Consider the following 13,584-nt stretch of genomic DNA (forward strand, 5'->3'; position numbering starts at 1 on the left):
GCGCAAGCCCGATCGACACGCCCGTCTCGATCTATTTGTAATTTTATGTATCAGAACTTCAGGGCAGATAGCCGCAGAAGCGCAGCACATGCCCGTCGGGCTCGCGGATGGCAAATTCGCGCAGCCCCCAGGGCTGCGAGATGGGCGGCTCGATCACTGTGACGCCGCGCTTCGCATAGGCGGCATGCAGCCCGTCGATGTCCTTGCCCACGTGGATCACGATCTCGCCGCGCCAGGGCGGCGCCCCGCGGGTATTGCACTGCCACAGCCGCAGGTAGACCGGGTCGCCGTAGCTGCGGTCGCCCTTCTTGACTCGCGCATAGCTCGGCGGCTCGCCGGCGATGAAGTCGATCTCGAAGCCCAGCACGTCGCGGAACCAGCGCGCGGCGCGCGCGGCGTCGGACACCGGTAGCACGGGCTGCACGCCGTGGAATTCATGCAAGGTGCCGAGATCGGGGGCGTCGGCCACGCCGGTGCTGGCGGCCATCAGTCGGATTCGCGCCGCAGCGCCGCGACGCGCTCTGCAATGACGTCGACGTCGAGCGCGTCTTCCGCATGCTCGAGGTAGGTTTCCAGGTCGCGCACGGCGGCTGCGGTGTTGCCCTGCTCGGCATGCGCGATGCCGCGATCGCGATACTCGCCCCAGGCATTGGGCAGCAGCGCAATGAGGCGGTCCTGCACGGCAATGGCGCGCTGCCAGTCTTCTTGCGCGCGGTGCACTTCCTTCAGGTTGCGCAGCATGCGCCCGATGATCTCGCGCGAACTGGCAGGCTGCAGGTACAGGCCCAGCGGCACGTCGAAATCGCCGACCAGCCCGTTACTGCGCTTGTAGGGCTCGAGCCGCTCGCCGAGCTCTTCGCGCGAGAGCGACTTGCCGGTGAAGGGGTCGATCACCACCTGCCCCTTCGGCAGCGTGACCTTGAGCATGAAATGGCCCGGAAAGCCGATGCCCCGCGCCTGCAGGCCCAGCCCCTGCGCGAGTTCCATCCACAGCACCGCCAGCGAAATGGGAATGCCGCGGCGCGTGCGCAGCACGGCGTTCAGGTAGCTGTTGTCGGGGTCGTAGTAGTCGTTGACGTTGCCGCCGAAGTTCAGGTCGTTGAAGAAGAACTGGTTGAGCGCCCGCAGCCGGGCGAGCGGCGCGGCATCGGCCGGCAGCCGGCGCTTCAGGCGCGCGAGCAGCTGGTCGACATCGCCCAGCACCTGCTGCACGTCGAGGTCGGGGTATTCGTCCTGCGCGAGGCTGGCGGCAGCCTCCAGCAGCGGAAAATGTTCGTCGCTCTGCACCAGCGATTCGAAATACGCCAGGGCCGTGGGAACCTGAAAGCTGAACGTCATGTGTCTTTGTAGAGGAGCATTCGGGGAGCGTCAAGGCGGTGTTTTCAGCTTGCGCAATTCGAAATCGGCTGCGTTGCGGAAAGCCGCAACGCGAGGCCTCTCAGCGGCGCATGAAACTGCGAAGCCGCACGCCTACGGCGGTGAGCACCGCGAAATACAGCAGCGCGGCGCCGGCGATCAGCGCGGCCAGCAAGCCGATGCGCAGGAAGCGCTGCTCGCGCAGCCCGATCCAGTCGAAGTAGCGCGAACCCCATGCCAGCAGGGCCGCCAGCACCAGCATTCCCGCCAGCACCTGCAGCGCGAACTTGCCCCAGCCGGGTTCGGGCTTGTAGCTGCCGCGGCGGATCAGGCCGACCAGCAGCCAGATCGCATTGACCAGCGCGCCGATGGCGATGGTCAGCGTGAGCGCCGCATGCTGCAGCACCGGCACCAGGAAGAAATTGAGGACCTGGGTCAGCACCAGCACGCCCACGGCAATCAGCATCGGCGTGCGGGTGTCCTGCCTGGCGTAGTAGCCGGGCGCGAGCACCTTGATGGCCACCAGGCCGATCAGCCCGACGCCGTAGCCCATCAGCGCCACGGTGGTGCGCCGCACGTCCTCGCCCTGGTAGGCGCCATTGTGGAACAGCACGGCCACCAGCGGCTGGGCAAAGAGCAGCAGCGCGACGGCGCACGGCGCCGACAGCAGCACCACCAGCCGCAGGCCCCAGTCGAGCAGCGACGAATAGCGCGCGTCGTCCTTGGCCGCGCGGGCGCCGGCCAACTGCGGCATCAGCACCACGCCCAGCGCCACGCCGAGCATCGCGGTCGGAAACTCCATCAGGCGGTCGGCATTGCTCACCCAGGTCACGCTGCCGACCGCAAGGTGCGAGGCGATCTGCGTATTGATGAGCAGCGAGATCTGCGCCACGCTCACGCCCAGCAGGGCGGGCAGCATCAGCTTCAGCACCTGGCGCGTGGTGGGGTCGCGCCAGGCGTCGCCCAGCGCCTTGAAACTCGCGCCGACGCGCGGCATGAGGCCCAGCGCGCGCAGCGCCGGAATCTGGATGGCCAGCTGCAGCACGCCGCCGACCAGCACGCCCACGCACTGGGCATAGATTGGCTCGATGCCGTAGCGGCGGAACAGCGGCGCCCCGACGACGATCGCCAGGATCAGCGCGATGTTGAGCAGCACCGGCGAGGCCGCCGGCACCGCGAACTTGCGCCAGGTGTTCAGGACGCCGCCCGCCAGCGCCACGAGCGACATGAAGCCGATGTAGGGAAACATCCAGCGCGTCATGACCACGGCCGCGTCGAAGCCCGCCAGCCCGCTGGCCATGGCCCACACCAAGAGGGGCGCTCCGACCACGCCGGCCACGCAGACCACCACCAGCGCCCAGGTCAGCAGCGTGGCGACGTGGTCGATCAGCGCCTTGGCGCCCTCCTGGCCGGCTTCGGTCTTGCGCGCCGCAAGCACCGGCACGAAGGCCTGGCTGAAGGCGCCTTCGCCGAAAACCCGCCGGAACAGGTTGGGAATGCGAAAGGCGACGTTGAACGCATCGGTCAGCGCGCTGACGCCGAACACCGAGGCAAAAAGCACGTCGCGCACGAGGCCCGTGATCCGCGAAGCGAGCGTCAGCAGGGATACGGTGGAAGCGGATTTGAACAGGGACACGGGGCGAGTGTAGGGCCCGCCAAGCCCCGATTCGGCGAAAAAGGCAACCCGGCCTATAATGGAGGGCTTTGCTGCATCATCCTCAGACACCTAAGGAACTAAATCATGGCATCCGCCAAGCCCAAGAAAAAGAACCCGCGCCTCGCCTCCGGCCGTAAGCGCGTCCGCCAGGACACCAAGCTCAACGCTGCGAACACCTCGCTGCGCTCCAAATACCGCACCGCCGTGAAGAATGTCGAAAAGGCCGTCCTGGCCGGCGACAAGACCAAGGCAAGCGAACTCTTCGCGAAGGCCCAGAGCATCGTCGACACCGTCGCCGACAAGGGCATCTTCCACAAGAACAAGGCAGCTCGCGACAAGAGCCGTCTGTCGGCGAAGGTCAAGGCCCTCGCCCTCGCGCCTGAAAAGGCCGCCGCCTGACACCTGTCAGGCAAGCCCGGACCGGAATTCTCCGGTCCGCCGTTTGATCGGGGTGCGCTGCAGCAAAGTGTAAAAAACCGCCTTCGGGCGGTTTTTTCATGTCCGATCGCTTCCTTCCTGCCGGAGGAAACCCGCTCGCTCAGGCCTTGGGTGGCACGTCGGGCACCAGGCAGGCCTCGGCCACCTGCAGGTCGTTGTCGCGCGCGAAGTTCACGCAGAAGTCCCAGGCCATGGGTTCGGCGTCGCGCAGTGCGCGGTTCACCACCACGCACTTGACCCCGTTGATGGTGGTCGGAATGCACCAGGGCGAATAGCTCAGGTGGCTGCCCGGATAGGCGCCGCCGGGGCGGAAGGAGCACATCACGCCGGCCAGCCGCTCGGCCCAGTCGCTGGGGCGGAAAGTCCGGCCATCGTGGGTGATGCCCTGGATGAAGATTTCTTTGGCAGTGGGGGAAATCATCGTTGAATGAGGCGCCCGCAGCAGGTGCTGCAGTGCAACAAGCGATTCTATCCGGGCGCTTTTGCCCTTCGGCCAGGGGGCATTGCTGTAATGCGGAATCCTCAACGAAGCCGTCAAAGCGCACGCCTAGAATCCGCGGTTCCCTATCTGGAGAACCGAATGAGCGCTACTGCCCAGCCCACCTCGCCCCACGTCATGAACACCTACGGTCGCTTGGCCGTCGCGCTGTCGCACGGCCAGGGCTGCCGAGTCTGGGACACCACGGGCAAGGCCTACCTCGACGGCCTCGGCGGCATTGCGGTGAACACGCTGGGCCACAACCACCCCGAGCTGGTGCCCGCGCTGCAGGACCAGATCAGCAAGCTGATCCACAGCTCCAACTACTACCACGTGCCTGGCCAGGAACAGCTGGCCGCCAAGCTGACCGAGCTCTCGGGCCTGACCAACGCCTTCTTCTGCTGCACCGGACTGGAGGCCAACGAGGCCGCCCTGAAGCTCGCGCGCAAGTTCGGCCACGACAAGGGCATCGAGCGGCCCGAGATCGTGGTGTACGAGGCCGCGTTCCACGGCCGCAGCATCGCCACCCTGTCGGCCACCGGCAACCCGAAGGTGCAGGCCGGCTTCGGCCCGCTGGTCGAGGGCTTCATCCGAGTGCCGCTGAACGACATCGAGGCGCTGAAGAAGGCCACGGAAGGCAACCCCAACGTGGTGGCCGTGTTCTTCGAAACCATCCAGGGTGAAGGCGGCATCAACCCGATGCGCTGGGAATACCTGAAGCAGGTGCGCGCCCTGTGCGACCAGCGCGACTGGCTCATGATGATCGACGAAGTGCAATGCGGCATGGGCCGCACCGGCAAGTGGTTTGCGCACCAGTGGGCCGGTATCAAGCCCGACGTGATGCCGCTGGCCAAGGGCCTGGGCTCGGGCGTGCCGATCGGCGCCGTGGTGGCCGGCCCCAAGGCCGCCAACATCTTCGGCCCCGGCAACCATGGCACCACCTTCGGCGGCAATCCGCTCGCGATGCGTGCCGGCATCGAGACCATCCGCATCATGGAAGAGCACAAGCTGCTCGAGAACGCCGCCACCGTGGGCGAGCACCTGAAGGCCGCGCTCGAACGCGAGATCGGTGGCCTGGCCGGCGTGAAGGAGATCCGCGGCCAGGGCCTGATGCTGGGCATCGAGCTCGACCGGCCCTGCGGCGTCATCCTGAACCGCGCCTGCGACGCCGGCCTGCTGCTGAGCGTGACGGCCGACAAGGTGATCCGCCTCGTGCCGCCGCTCATCCTGAGCATTGCCGAGGCCGACGAGATCGTCGCGATCCTCGCGCCCATCGTCAAAACATTCCTGTCGGAGCCTGCAGCGCAATGACGACCGCCACCACGCCCAACGCCATCCGCCACTACCTGCAGTTCTCGGACTTCACGGCCGATGAATACGCCTATCTTTTCGATCGCATGGCGATCATCAAGAAGAAGTTCAAGACCTACGAGAAGCACCAGCCCCTGACCGACCGCACGCTGGCCATGATCTTCGAGAAGGCCAGCACGCGCACCCGCGTGAGCTTCGAGGCGGGCATGTACCAGCTCGGCGGCAGCGTGGTGCACCTGACCACCGGCGACAGCCAGCTCGGCCGCGCCGAGCCCATCGAGGACAGCGCCAAGGTCATCAGCCGCATGGTCGACCTCGTGATGATCCGCACCTACGAGCAGACCAAAATCGACACCTTCGCCGCGCATTCGCGCGTGCCTGTCATCAACGGCCTGACCAACGAATTCCACCCCTGCCAGATACTCGCGGACATCTTCACCTACATCGAGCATCGCGGCTCCATCCAGGGCAAGACGGTGGCCTGGGTCGGCGACGGCAACAACATGGCCAACACCTGGCTGCAGGCCAGCGAGATCCTCGGCTTCAAGGTGCACGTGAGCACGCCCAGCGGCTACGAGGTCGACCAGTCGGTGGCGGGCCTGCGTTCGGCCGACAGCTACCAGGTCTTCAAGGACCCGATGGAAGCCTGCCGCGGCGCGGACCTGGTGACCACCGACGTCTGGACCAGCATGGGCTACGAGTCCGAGAACGAGGCCCGCCGCAAGGCCTTTGCCGACTGGTGCGTCGACGAGGACATGATGCGCATCGCCCAGCCCGATGCCCTCTTCATGCACTGCCTGCCCGCGCACCGCGGCGAGGAAGTGCAGGCCGAGGTCATCGACGGCCCGCAGTCGGTGGTGTGGGACGAGGCCGAGAACCGGCTCCATGCGCAGAAGGCGCTGATGGAGTTTCTGCTGCTGGGTCGGCTGTAGGCGGCAACGCCCTGGGCTCGGTCAGAAGGCCCAGGCGCCCAGTTCGTAGTAGTCGAAGCCGGCGCTGCGGCCGCCGAGGCAGCCGGCCAGGAAGTCCTCGGTCTCGCGGTACATCTTCAGGTTGTTGTTCCACTTGTAGTTGCCGTGTCCGTCACCGCCAAAGGTGACGAAGCGCACGGTCTTTCCATGCTCGCGCAGCGCCTGCACCATGCGCTGCGACTGCTCCAGCTTGACCCTCACGTCGTTGACGCCGTGCATGACCAGGATGGGGGCACGCGCGTTGGCGGCCATGTACACGGGTGACCTGGCATCCATGGCCTTGCGCTGCACCGGATCGGCCGGATCGCCCACGTAGCGCTTCCACCAGGGAAGGCCGAGCGCCCAATAAGGCGGCGCGGTTTCAAGCAGGCGCGCCAGGTCCGACACACCAACCACGTCGACCGCGCAGGCGAACACCTCCGGGGTTAACGTGGCCCCAAGCAGCGCCGCGTAGCCACCATAGCTGGCGCCCCAGACCGCCACCCGCGCCGGATCGGCCACACCCTGCTGCACTGCCCAGCGCACGCCATCGATCAGGTCGTCATGCATGCGGCCGGCGAACTCGCCCACGGCTTTCTCCATGAAGGCACGCCCGTAGCCGGTGGAACCGCGGTAATTGAGCTGCAGCACCGCATAGCCGCGATTGGCCAGGAACTGCTGCAGCCCGCGGCTGCTGCCGCCGACCGACCAGCCGTCGCGCGCCCACGGGCCGCCATGCACCAGCAGGACCATGGGCAGGCCCCGCGCCGGCACTCCGGGCGGCAGCGTCAGGTAGCCGTGGATCGTCAAGCCGTCGCGCGCCTGGAAGCGCACGGGGCGCTTTTCGCCCAACGCGTCGGCGAGAAGGTTCAAGCTGGTCTGTCCCAGCAGTTCGGGCGCCGCACCCGAGCCCTCCACCAGGTAGAAGCGGGTGCCGCGATCGGTGCCGACGCTCACTGTCATTGCCTGTTCGGCATCGTCCAGGCTGTTGACGTGGATGGCGGCCGGACGGCCTTCGCCCAAAGGTTCAAGGCGTGCCTGCAAGGCGGCATCCAGGTACTTCTGGACGGGGTAGCCCGGCTCGGCATGAACCATCAGCGGCCGTCCGCTGCTGCGGCTGATGAGGACCCGCGAGATGTCGACCTCGGGGTTGGACTCCACCACGGTCTCCTGGCCCGTCGCAAGATCGAGCCGGACCAGCGCCGACTTGTCGCGTCCGCGCGCCGACAGCGCCCAGGCCATGCTGCCCTGCGGATCGATCTCGACGACGTACAGGGACTCCTCGCGGCTCCAGCGCACGGTGGTGTGCCATCCCTCGTCCAGGCCCGGCGTGGCCGGCAGTTGCAGCCACGCTCCGGCGGCGTCGCCCTGCACGCGGCCGCGCAGAGTGCCGGTGCGGTCCACCAGCCAATTGGTGACAGTGCCCGGATTGGCAGCCATGCGCGTGCGCTGGCCGGATTCGAGGTCGACCAGGAAAGGCTCGAAGACCTTCTTGTCGCGCAGGTTGGCCTGCAGCACCACCCGCGCGGTGCCGCGGATCGTGCGCTGCAGCGAGGCGCGCGTGTCCGCCTCGGGGAACAGCGACACCGGCGTGCCGAAACCTTCCGCCTGGTCGACCGTCACCGCGAGCCAGCGGGTGTTCTCGCTGCCATCCGGATCCATGCTCAGCAGCAGGCGGCGGCCGTCGCCCGACCAGGCCAGGCCCCCTGCCCGCACCCGCAAAGCGCGTGCATCGTCGCGCCCCAGCGTCTTGACCCAGACCGCCGGCCAGAGTCCGCTCGTGCCGAGCCAGGCCAGGCGCCGGCCGTCGGGCGAGATGCGGTAGTTGCCGCTGCCCTCCGTGTTGGCGACGAAGTCGCGCACGGGGATCAGCGGCGGCAGTTGCGCCTTCTGCTGCGCTTCCTGCAGCGCGGGATGGCGCGGCGGCGTGCCGCAGCCGGCCAGCCAGAGGGTGCCTGCCGCCAGCAATGGCAGCCAGGCGCGGGGGGTGATGTGCATCGGGTCTCCTCCTTGTGCGTTGTCATTCTGCGAAAACCCAGCTTAAGAACAGCCAAAGAGCAGACCTCGCACGGCGCTTTGGCTGCCCTTTGGCTGCGTCCCCGCAGAATCCTGCCATGCACCTCCTGCTCATCGAAGACGATCTGGACCTGGGCCCCGCGCTGCAGGCCGCGCTCAAGGTCGAAGGGCTCAGCAGCGAATGGCGGCGGCGCGCGGCGGACGCACCGCCGCGCCTGGACGACGCCCGGTTCGACTGCGTGCTGCTCGACCTGTCGCTGCCCGACGGGAGCGGCTTCGACCTGTTGCGGCGATGGCGCCATGCCGGCGGCCAGACGCCGGTGATCGTCATCACCGCACGCTCGGCACTGGACGACCGGCTGGCCGGCCTGGACGGTGGCGCGGACGATTTTGTCGTCAAGCCCTTTGCCACCGCCGAGCTGATCTCGCGCATCCGCGCGGTGCTGCGGCGCAGCGCGCGCCAGGCCAGCGACAGCTGGACCCTGGGCGAGCTCGTGATCGAGCCGCGCCGCCACCGGGTGCAGTTGGCAGGGCAAGCCGTGGCCCTGTCGCAGCGCGAATTCCAGATCCTGCTGGAACTCGCGCGCGAGCCCGGCGCGGTGGTCGCGAAAAGCAGCCTGGCGCAGCGGCTGGACCCGCTGGGCGATCCGGTCGACTTTGCCGCCATCGAAGTGCACGTTTCCAACCTGCGCAAGAAGATCGGCACCGAACGCGTGCGCACTGTGCGCGGGGTTGGCTATCTGCTCGAAGCATGAGCGCGTGGCAGACCCTGTGGCGACAGGCGACCGAGCCCTCGCTGGTGCGACGCGGCACCTGGTCGACGCTGCTGGTCTTCTTGCTGATCTGGTGTGCCCTGCTGGGCTATCTCTACGCCGAGAATCGCAAGTACCTTGCCGAGGCACCTGGACTGCAGCAGTTCGGCGATGCCCTGCTGGCCGCGCTCGACGAAACGCCGGACCCGCTGCAAGCCCGCGTGGTGATGGCAGCCACCGAGCGCTGGACCGCCATCCGTCGTACCCAGGACAAGCGCCTGCACGGGATCGTGCTCTACGAATTGAGCGACAGCCACGGTACCCGTGTCTTTGCCTCCAGCGGATGGCCGGGGGCGGCCACCGCCGCCCGGTCTGACGCGTCCGACGTCGCCTGGGCGGACCGCTACTGGCGCTACGACCGAACGAGCGAGCACTGGCGCCTGCAGATTCTCAACCCGCGCCGCACCGGAAGCGCGTTCCTGCGCTATAACGCCCGCTTCATCCTGCCCTACCTGCTGGTGGCGTTTCCCTTTGTCCTGCTGGCTGTCTGGCTCACGGTGCGTGCCAGCCTGCATCCGCTTGAGCAACTGGCGCGGCGCATCGAAGAGCGGCCGAACGACGATCTGAGTGCCATCGGCGTGCCGGCGCGCTACCGCGAACTCAGGCCTCTGATACAAGCGCTCGACACGCTGCTGCTGCGCCTGCGCGGCACGATGGAACGCGAACGCGCCTTCGTGCAGGACGCGGCCCACGAGATCCGCACGCCGCTGGCCGTGATCAACGCACAGGCCCATGTGCTGGCGCAGGCCACCGATGCGGGGCAGCGCGCCCAGGCCGAGGCGGAGCTGAACCTGGCCATCGCACGCACTTCGCATCTCGCACAGCAACTGCTCGACCTGGCCGCGCTGGACCGCGCCGGCACCTTGCAAACCTCCCGCATCGACCTGGCGCACTGGATGCGCACCCTGCTCGGCCACGCGGCCCAGGCAGCACTGCGCGAAGGCCGCGAACTTTCGCTGGATGCGCCCGACACCCTGCACGGCCGCATCGACCTGCCGGCCATGGAATCGATCGTGCGCAACCTGGTGGACAACGCGCTGCGGCACGGCGTGCCGGGCAGCAGCATCGCCGTGAGCTTGCGCACCGACGACGGCCACCTGCTCGTGGAAGTCCGCGACGATGGCCCCGGCATTCCCGCGGCGCAGCGTGCGCATGCGTTCGAGCGCTTTCATCGCGGCGGCGAGGCGCGCGCCAGCGGCGCCGGTCTGGGCCTGTCCATCGTGCGCCAGGCGGCGCTGCGCCTGGGCGGCGGCGTCGACATCGTGGAGGGTCTGCAAGGCCGAGGCATCGGCTTTCGGGTCCGCCTGCCCTGGAGCGCGGCCTGACACACCGGGCGCTAGCATTCCTTCCGATGAGCATGTCCACCTCCTGCCAGCAATGCGGCGCCTGCTGCGCCAGCTACCGCGTCGACTTCAGCGTCCACGAACTTGACGACAACGGCGGCAGGGTGCCGGCGGGCCTCGCGGTCGAAGTGAACGGCGCCCTCTGTCGGATGCGCGGCACCGACCACACGCCGCCGCGCTGCGCAGCGCTCAGCGGCAAGATCGGCCAGGCCGTGGCCTGCGGCATCTACGAATGGCGCCCCAACCCCTGCCATGAGCTGCAGGCCGGCAGCAGCGCCTGCGAGCGGGCCCGTGCGCGGCACGGGCTGCCGGCGCTGCCTTCCTGAGCCGGTCGATCATCTCGTCACGCCGTGTGTTGGAAATAACCGACACCACGACCCCTCGCCCGGCGCTAACTTTGCGCCATGCGTTCCCTGCACCCCCAACTCCGCCTCTGGGACATCTCGCCGCCCGTGCATGAAGGCGCGCCGGTGTTCCCCGGCGACACGCCCTACCAGCAGCGCTGGGCCGCGACCATATCGCCGGACTGTCCGGTCAACGTCAGCGAGATCAAGCTCTCGCCGCATGTCGGCGCACACGCCGATGCGCCGCTGCACTACGACGCCGAAGGCCAGGCCATCGGCCTCGTCGACCTTGCGCCCTTCCTCGGCACTTGCCGGGTCATCCACGCCATCGCCAAGGGACCGCTGATCGAGTGGGAGCACATCGCGCATGCCGTCACGAGCCAGATGCCGCAGCGCGTGCTCGTGCGCACCTATGCCGCCATGCCCGTCGGGCATTGGGACCCGCAGCTCGCGGCCTACGCGCCCGCCACCGTCGAGCGGCTCGCCGCCATGGGCGTGAAGCTCATCGGCATCGACACCGCCAGCATCGACCCCGCCGACAGCAAGACGCTGGAAAGCCACCAGCGCATCCGCCGCCTCGACCTGCGCGTGCTTGAGAACCTCGTGCTCGACGACGTGCCCGAAGGCGACTACGAACTCATCGCGCTGCCGCTCAAGCTGGTCAGCGCCGATGCCTCCCCGGTTCGCGCCGTGTTGCGCGAGCTTCCCCGCTGAAAACCTCCATCATGACGACCCTCGAAGACTGCCGCGCGCTCGACGCGCAAGACCCGCTGCGCGCCTTGCGCGACCAATTCACCATTCCCGAGGGCGTGCTCTACCTCGACGGCAACTCGCTCGGCGTGCTGCCAAAGGCCGCGCCCGCACGCATCGCCGAAGTGGTGGCCAAGGAATGGGGCGAAGGCCTGATCCGCTCGTGGAACACCGCGAGCTGGTTCGACCTGCCGCAGCGCCTGGGCGACAAGGTGGCGCGGCTGATCGGCGCCGCGCCCGGCGAAGTGGTGTGCACCGACAGCACCTCGGTCAATCTCTACAAGGTGCTGTTCGCGGCGCTCTCGCAGCAGAAGGACAGCGGGCGCAGGCTGGTGGTCAGCGAGCGCAGCAACTTCCCGACCGACCTCTACATTGCCGAGTCGCTGTGCCGCGAGCGTGGCTTCACACTCAAGTTGATCGATGCGGGCGAACTGCCCGCGGTGCTGACCGATGAGGTGGCCGTGCTGATGCTCACGCATGTGAACTACCGCACCGGCGCCATGCACGACATGAAGGCCGTCACCGCCGCCGCGCATGCCGCCGGCGCGCTCACGGTGTGGGACCTCGCGCACAGCGCGGGCGCGGTGCCCGTGGCGCTCAACGACAGCAATGCCGACTACGCCATCGGCTGCGGCTACAAGTACCTGAACGGCGGCCCCGGTGCGCCGGCCTTCGCCTGGGTGCATACGCGGCATGCGGGCAAGTTCGAGCAGCCGCTGTCGGGCTGGTGGGGCCACGCTGCGCCCTTCGAGTTCACGCCGCACTATCGCCCTGCGCCGGGCGTGGGCCGCTATCTTTGCGGCACGCAGCCTGTGATCGCGCTGGCGGGGCTGGAATGCGGCCTGGACACCGTGCTCGCGGCCGAATCCTTCAACGGCTCGAATGGCGCCATGGCCGCGCTGCGCACCAAGTCGCTCGCGCTCACCGATCTCTTCATCCAACTGGTCGAAGAACGCTGCGCCGGACAAGGTCTCTCGCTCGTCACGCCGCGTGACCACGCACAGCGCGGCTCGCAGGTGTGCCTGAGCCGTGACGAAGGCGCCTACGCCATCGTGCAGGCGCTGATCGCGCGCGGCGTGATCGGCGACTACCGCGCCGGCGATTCCCAGATGCCCGACATCCTTCGCTTTGGCTTCACGCCGCTGTACCTCGGTTTCGAGGATGTGTGGAACGCGGTCGAGCATCTGGTGCAAGTGCTCCGGACGGGCGAGTGGCAACGCGCCGAATTCAACCGCAAGAACCCAGTGACATGAGCACCGAAAAGAGCCCCGAGAACATCGTCCACGAGGAAAAGGCGCAGCTGGATTTCAGCGCGTCGATGAGCTATGGCGACTACCTGCACCTCGACGAAATCCTCAACGCCCAGCATCCGCTTTCGCCGGCACATGACGAGATGCTGTTCATCGTGCAGCACCAGACCAGCGAACTCTGGATGAAGCTGATGCTGCACGAGCTGCGCGCCGCCACCACCTGCATTGCCGAGGAGAAGCTGGCCGACGCCTTCAAGATGCTCGCGCGGGTGAGCCGCATCATGGAACAGCTGGTGAGCGCATGGACCGTGCTCTCGACCATGACGCCGCCCGAGTACACGGCGATGCGCCCCTACCTCGCCAACTCCAGCGGCTTCCAGAGCGCGCAGTACCGCTGCATCGAGTTCGCGCTCGGCAACAAGAACGCCGCCATGCTCAAGCCGCATGCGCACCGGCCCGATCTGCTGGCGCAGGTGGTTGCAGCCTACCGCTCGCCGTCGCTCTACGACGAGTCGCTGAAGCTGCTCGCACGGCGCGGCCTGCCGGTGCCCCCCGATCACCTGGAGCGCGACTGGACCCAGCCCTACCAGGCGAGCGACGGCGTGGAAGCGGCCTGGCTCACGGTGTACCGCAACCCGCACGACCATTGGGACCTGTACCAGCTCGGCGAAAAACTCACCGACCTCGAAGACGCCTTCCGCCTCTGGCGCTTTCGCCACGTGACCACGGTCGAGCGCGTGATCGGCTTCAAGCGCGGCACGGGCGGCACCGGCGGCGTGAGCTACCTGCGCAAGATGCTCGATGTGGTGCTGTTCCCCGAAATCTGGAAGCTGCGCACCGATCTGTGAGCTATCGCTTGCCCCGCTTGCCCCATCTGCC

At 67.7% G+C, this 13,584-nt stretch carries 14 protein-coding genes; 9 read left to right on the plus strand and 5 right to left on the minus strand.

What is annotated here, in order from left to right; translation table 11 throughout:
* Nucleotides 1–58: 58 nt before the first annotated feature.
* The 3 genes from L1081_RS13225 to murJ all read right to left on the minus strand — a co-directional run bounded on the left by L1081_RS13225 (nt 59) and on the right by murJ (nt 2,992).
* Nucleotides 59–487, minus strand: coding sequence for a bleomycin resistance protein (locus tag L1081_RS13225; RefSeq protein ID WP_438998520.1), 429 nt, complete (start codon nt 485–487; stop codon nt 59–61).
* Nucleotides 487–1,338: a SirB1 family protein gene (locus tag L1081_RS13230; protein ID WP_124957143.1), complete on the minus strand. Its 852-nt coding sequence runs from the start codon at nt 1,336–1,338 to the stop codon at nt 487–489. The genes L1081_RS13225 and L1081_RS13230 overlap by 1 nt, the downstream gene beginning before the upstream one ends.
* Before the next feature lie 100 nt (nt 1,339–1,438).
* Nucleotides 1,439–2,992 carry a murein biosynthesis integral membrane protein MurJ gene (murJ, locus tag L1081_RS13235; protein ID WP_489412626.1) on the minus strand — a complete coding sequence of 518 codons (1,554 nt, stop codon included), beginning with the start codon at nt 2,990–2,992 and terminating at the stop codon, nt 1,439–1,441.
* 105 nt (nt 2,993–3,097) lie between these two features.
* On the opposite strand from murJ, the gene rpsT reads away from it, so the two are divergent.
* A complete protein-coding gene (gene rpsT, locus L1081_RS13240) occupies nt 3,098–3,412 on the plus strand; it encodes a 30S ribosomal protein S20 (RefSeq protein WP_007831346.1) in 315 nt (104 codons plus the stop codon).
* Nucleotides 3,413–3,551: 139 nt separating this feature from the next.
* Here rpsT and L1081_RS13245 read toward each other — a convergent pair whose 3' ends face one another.
* Entirely contained in the window at nt 3,552–3,872 is a 321-nt protein-coding gene (locus tag L1081_RS13245) for a DUF3579 domain-containing protein (RefSeq protein ID WP_319430704.1), read from the minus strand.
* Between the two features lie 159 nt (nt 3,873–4,031).
* On the opposite strand from L1081_RS13245, the gene L1081_RS13250 reads away from it, so the two are divergent.
* Nucleotides 4,032–5,240 carry an acetylornithine/succinylornithine family transaminase gene (locus tag L1081_RS13250; RefSeq protein ID WP_489412627.1) on the plus strand — a complete coding sequence of 403 codons (1,209 nt, stop codon included), beginning with the start codon at nt 4,032–4,034 and terminating at the stop codon, nt 5,238–5,240.
* Complete coding sequence (gene argF, locus L1081_RS13255; protein WP_055799605.1) at nt 5,237–6,172, plus strand: ornithine carbamoyltransferase; 936 nt, start codon at nt 5,237–5,239, stop codon at nt 6,170–6,172. Before L1081_RS13250 ends, argF begins: the two co-directional genes overlap by 4 nt.
* Nucleotides 6,173–6,193: 21 nt before the next feature.
* Here the strand turns inward: argF and L1081_RS13260 are convergent, their stop codons facing one another.
* Complete coding sequence (locus tag L1081_RS13260; protein WP_489412628.1) at nt 6,194–8,188, minus strand: prolyl oligopeptidase family serine peptidase; 1,995 nt, start codon at nt 8,186–8,188, stop codon at nt 6,194–6,196.
* Between the two features lie 116 nt (nt 8,189–8,304).
* Between L1081_RS13260 and L1081_RS13265 the strand changes: the two genes are divergently transcribed.
* From L1081_RS13265 to kynA, 6 genes are all read left to right on the plus strand, one after another.
* The gene (locus L1081_RS13265) at nt 8,305–8,961 is read left to right on the plus strand and encodes a response regulator (RefSeq protein ID WP_489412629.1); all 657 of its coding nucleotides are present in this window, start codon (nt 8,305–8,307) and stop codon (nt 8,959–8,961) included.
* Nucleotides 8,958–10,343 carry an ATP-binding protein gene (locus L1081_RS13270; protein WP_489412630.1) on the plus strand — a complete coding sequence of 462 codons (1,386 nt, stop codon included), beginning with the start codon at nt 8,958–8,960 and terminating at the stop codon, nt 10,341–10,343. The genes L1081_RS13265 and L1081_RS13270 overlap by 4 nt, the downstream gene beginning before the upstream one ends.
* Nucleotides 10,344–10,375: 32 nt before the next feature.
* A complete protein-coding gene (locus L1081_RS13275; protein WP_489416778.1) occupies nt 10,376–10,687 on the plus strand; it encodes a YkgJ family cysteine cluster protein in 312 nt (103 codons plus the stop codon).
* 78 nt (nt 10,688–10,765) lie between these two features.
* Complete coding sequence (gene kynB / locus L1081_RS13280) at nt 10,766–11,419, plus strand: arylformamidase (RefSeq protein ID WP_489412631.1); 654 nt, start codon at nt 10,766–10,768, stop codon at nt 11,417–11,419.
* An 11-nt stretch (nt 11,420–11,430) separates the two neighbouring features.
* Nucleotides 11,431–12,708, plus strand: coding sequence for a kynureninase (gene kynU, locus L1081_RS13285; RefSeq protein ID WP_489412632.1), 1,278 nt, complete (start codon nt 11,431–11,433; stop codon nt 12,706–12,708).
* Nucleotides 12,705–13,553, plus strand: a complete 849-nt coding sequence (gene kynA, locus L1081_RS13290; protein WP_489412633.1) for a tryptophan 2,3-dioxygenase — start codon at nt 12,705–12,707, stop codon at nt 13,551–13,553. The genes kynU and kynA overlap by 4 nt, the downstream gene beginning before the upstream one ends.
* Nucleotides 13,554–13,584: the final 31 nt, after the last annotated feature.

Source organism: Variovorax sp. MSC1_012, assembly GCF_023667525.1.
GTDB classification, from domain to species: Bacteria; Pseudomonadota; Gammaproteobacteria; order Burkholderiales; family Burkholderiaceae_C; genus Variovorax; species Variovorax beijingensis_B.